The 4,221-nt window shown below is 67.5% G+C and carries 2 protein-coding genes and 2 pseudogenes; 1 reads left to right on the top strand and 3 read right to left on the bottom strand.

The annotated features are described in order from the left end of the window. Positions 1-140 (top strand): annotated as a pseudogene (locus ABZT03_RS43275) (IS3 family transposase); the annotation flags it as partial. A 22-nt stretch (positions 141-162) separates the two neighbouring features. On the opposite strand, the pseudogene ABZT03_RS43270 reads toward ABZT03_RS43275, so the two are convergent. The 3 genes and pseudogenes from ABZT03_RS43270 to ABZT03_RS43260 all read right to left on the bottom strand — a co-directional run. After that, positions 163-457 (bottom strand): annotated as a pseudogene (locus ABZT03_RS43270) (ATP-binding protein); the annotation flags it as partial. Between the two features lie 93 nt (positions 458-550). Beyond that, positions 551-2,158, bottom strand: coding sequence for an AMP-binding protein (locus ABZT03_RS43265; RefSeq protein ID WP_356049687.1), 1,608 nt, complete (start codon positions 2,156-2,158; stop codon positions 551-553). Then, positions 2,155-3,831 carry an AMP-binding protein gene (locus ABZT03_RS43260; protein WP_356049685.1) on the bottom strand — a complete coding sequence of 559 codons (1,677 nt, stop codon included), beginning with the start codon at positions 3,829-3,831 and terminating at the stop codon, positions 2,155-2,157. The genes ABZT03_RS43265 and ABZT03_RS43260 overlap by 4 nt, the downstream gene beginning before the upstream one ends. Between the last annotated feature and the right edge of the window lie 390 nt (positions 3,832-4,221).

Raw genomic sequence — 4,221 nt, 5'->3', positions numbered from 1 at the left:
TCGCCACCCTGACCTGGGTCGACTGGTACAACAACCGGCGTCTGCACACCGCCTGCGACGACCTCACCCCCACCGAGGCCGAACAGGCCCACTACCATCACCACCGCGACCCCGCCCGGGCCGCTCATCCAACAAACTGAGTCCCCGGACACGCCGGGGCGGTTCAGTGGGCCTGGGTATGGAGGACTTGTTCGTGCCAGTCGCCGAAAGTCTTGCCGGTGGGGAACCCGGCCCGCTTGCGGCGGGTGTGCAGGTTCGCGCGGTCGCGGCCGGCGGCTTCCTCCGCGAGGAGGACGCGGGCGACCTCGGCGGGGTCCCAGCGCTGGGCCTTCGCGGTGGGGATGATGTCGGTCAGCGACCTGCGGATGTGCGGGAGTTTGAGCCGCTTGGTGAGCTCGATGGCCTCGGCGAGCGGGTCGCCGTTGGTGCCGGGAACGGTGCGAAGAGGAGTGGCCATCAGAGCTGGTCGCTTTCGTTACCGTCGTACCCATCAGATGACTCCTTCGAGGAAGAAACCCACCTAATTCATGGCACTCCCCGCTCCGGGCGCCTACTCGGCGTACGTCTCCCGCAGTTCGATCTTCCGCACTTTCCCCGAGACCGTCATCGGGAAGGTCTCCAGGATCCGCAGTCGGCTCGGGATCTTGTAGTGCGCCAGCTTGCTCTCGCAGAAGGCGCGCAGCTCGTCCAGGGTGAGGGGGTCGGCCGGATCGCGCGGGATGACGCAGGCGAGCACCTCCTCGCCGTAGCGTTCGTGGGGGACGCCGACCACCTGGACGTCGGCGATCTTTGGATGGGCGTACAGGAATTCCTCGATCTCGCGCGGGTAGATGTTTTCGCCACCCCGGATGATCATGTCCTTGATGCGGCCGACTATCTCGACGTACCCGTCATCGCGCATCACGGCGAGGTCGCCCGTGTGCATCCAGCGCCCCGCGTCGACGGCTTCGGCGGTCTTGTCGGGCTCGTTCCAGTAGCCGAGCATCACGCTGTAGCCGCGGGTGCACAGCTCTCCGGCGCTGCCGCGGGGCCGGGTCGTCCCGTCCACCGGGTCGACGACCTTGACCTCCAGGTGCGGCAGGACCCGGCCGACCGTGCCCGTGCGGTGTTCGAGGTCGTCGTCCCGGCGGGTCTGGAGCGAGACGGGCGAGGTCTCCGTCATGCCGTAGCAGATGGAGACCTCCTCCATGTGCATCTCGGCGACCACCCGTTTCATCACCTCGACCGGACAAGGCGAGCCCGCCATGATGCCGGTGCGCAGGGTGGACAGGTCGTACTCCGCGAAGCCGGGGAGGTTCAGCTCGGCGATGAACATGGTGGGTACGCCGTACAGCGAGGTGCACCGCTCCTGCTGCACGGCCCGCAGCGTCGCCGCCGGGTCGAACGACGGCGCCGGGATCACCATGCACGCGCCGTGCGAGGTGGCGGCGAGGTTTCCCATCACCATGCCGAAACAGTGGTAGAAGGGCACCGGGATGCAGACCCGGTCCTGTTCGAAGTAGGCGATCAGCTCACCCACGAAATAGCCGTTGTTGAGGATGTTGTGGTGGGAGAGCGTGGCTCCCTTGGGGAAGCCCGTCGTGCCTGAGGTGTACTGGATGTTGATGGGGTCGTCGCAGGACAGTTCGCCCGCGCGGACGCGCAGCGCCTCGTCCAGGTCCGGGGTCCCGCGCCGCAGCAGGGCGTCCCAGCCCGGGTCGCCGATGTAGACGGTCTCCCTCAACTTCGGGCACCTGCCCCGTACTTCCTCGATCATCGTCCGGTAGTCGCTGGTCTTGTGGCTCAGGGAGGCGAAGAGCAGCGAGATCCCGGCCTGGTTCAGGACGTACTCGACCTCGTGTGTGCGGTAGGCCGGGTTGATGTTCACCATGACCGCGCCGACGCGTGCGGTGGCGTACTGGACAAGCACCCACTCGGGGCAGTTGACCGCCCAGATGCCCACCCGGTCGCCCCTGGCGACTCCGGAGGCGAGCAGCGCGTACGCCAACTCATCCACGGCCGCGCCGAACCGGGCGTACGTCCAGCGCCGCCCCGAGGGCACGTCGACCAGCGCCTCCCGCTCCGGCCAGGCGGCGACGGCCCGGTCGAGGTTCGTCCCGATGGTGTCGCCGAGCAGCGCCGTGCCGCCCGTCCCGTGCGCGTACGACAGTTCACTCACCGGAAGTCCTCCTCGCGGTACTCGGCGTCCGAACCGGCGGCCGTGGCCTCGCGCAGCTCGATCCGGCGGATCTTGCCGGAGACGGTCTTAGGCAGCTCGCCGAACTCGATGCGGCGGATGCGCTTGTACGGCGAGAGAACCGTGCGCGCGTGCTCGAAGAGGAGCTTGGCGGTGTCCGGGCCGGCCTCGTACCCGGCGGCGAGGACGACGTAGGCCTTCGGGACGGCGAGGCGCAGTTCGTCGGGGGCCGGGACCACGGCGGCCTCGGCGACGGCCTCGTGCTCCAGGAGCGCGCTCTCCAGCTCGAAGGGCGAGATCTTGTAGTCGGAGGCCTTGAACACGTCGTCGGCGCGGCCGACGTAGGTGATGTAGCCGTCGGCGTCGCGCGAGCCGATGTCCCCGGTGCGGTAGTAGCCGCCCGCCATCGCCTCCGCCGTACGGTCGGGGTCGCCGTGGTAGCCGGTCATAAGGCCTACCGGGCGCTCGGACAGGTCGAGGCAGATCTCGCCCTCCGTGGCGCCGGGCGCGCCCGTGACGGGATCGAGTAGTTCGACGCGGAAGCCGGGGCTGGGACGGCCCATGGAGCCGGTCTTGAGCGGCTGACCGGGGCTGTTGGACACCTGGACGGCGGTCTCCGTCTGTCCGAAGCCGTCCCGGATGGTGACGCCCCAGGCGCGCCTGACCTGCTCGATGACCTCGGGGTTCAGCGGCTCGCCCGCGGCGACGACCTCGCGCGGCGGGGTCCGCAGCAGTCCCAGATCGGCCTGGATGAGCATGCGCCACACGGTGGGCGGGGCGCAGAAGGTGGTGACGCCGGCCCGGTCCATCTCCGCCATCAGACGGCCTGCATCGAAGCGTGTGTAGTTGTACAGGAAGACGGTCGCCTCCGCGTTCCACGGCGCGAAGAGGTTCGACCAGGCGTGCTTGGCCCAGCCGGGTGAGGAGATGTTCAGATGGACGTCCCCGGGCTTCAACCCGATCCAGTACATGGTGGCCAGGTGACCGATCGGGTACGAGACGTGGGTGTGCTCCACCAGTTTAGGCCGGGCGGTGGTGCCCGAGGTGAAGTAGAGCATCAGGGGGTCGTCCGCGTGGGTGGGGCCGTCGGGCTCGAAGGCGACTCCGGCGTCGGCCGTCTCCTCGTACGCGTGCCAGCCCGGCCGGGTGCCGCGGACGGCGATCCGGGTGTAGTCCCCCGGCACCGCGTCGAACTTCCCGGTGTCCTCCGCCCGCACGACGACGTGCCGCACCCGACCGCGTTCGACCCGGTCGGCCAGGTCGGCGGGGCCGAGCAGCGGGGTGGCCGGGATGACGACGGCGCGCAGTTTCATCGCGGCCAGCGCCGTCTCCCACAGCTCGATCTGGTTGCCGAGCATGACGAGGACGCGGTCCTCGGCGCCCATGCCCCGCTCGCGCAGCCAGTTGGCCACCCGGTTCGAGCGCTCGGACATCGCGGCGAAGGAGACCTCGACACGTCCGCCGTCCTCCTCCACGATGTGCAGGGCGGTGCGGTCGTTGTCGCGCGCGATGACGTCGAACCAGTCAAGGGCCCAGTTGAACTGCTCCGGGCGCGGCCAGCCGAAGGCCTCGTAGGCCGCGGTGTAGTCCGCCCGGTGCTCCAGCAGGAAGTCCCGTGCGGCACGGAACTCCTCCGCCCTGCCCGTCGTCGCCATGTGATTCTCATTCCTGCGTAATTTAACGCGCTCGTGAGTAGAAAATTTACCCACTTGCGTAACCCCGTCGAATTCTTTTTGACAGATCGTCAACATTTCGCTCCGTCAACACGACGCGTATTGAAGATGCATTCTTGGGGCTACTGCCTGAACTTTTTCCCACCTGAATCAGTATTTCAAGTAAACGGTACAGCGCATGCTTCCGCCTGAGTAGTTGATACTCGACCCCCGAGTTTGAACTGACCTCTGAGTACGGTTTTCTCGGCGTTGTCAATTTGGTTACAGCTTCTTGACTGTAAGCATTCAGAAGGTCGGTCGCGTGTCCGTCTCCTGACGATGTGACAGGTGTGGGGTGGGTGCGGCAGGATCCGTGGTCATGTCGTCGGGGTT

The organism is Streptomyces sp. NPDC005574, from assembly GCF_040605435.1.
Taxonomy (GTDB): Bacteria; Actinomycetota; Actinomycetes; order Streptomycetales; family Streptomycetaceae; genus Streptomyces.
Note: the sequence above shows the minus strand (reverse complement) of the source record. Positions and strands in the feature narration are given on the sequence as shown.

Coding starts and splice junctions, on each gene's coding strand:
- ABZT03_RS43260 (WP_356049685.1), bottom strand. CDS start 3,831: ATGGCGACGACGGGCAGGGCGGAGGAGTTCCGTGCCGCACGGGACTTC.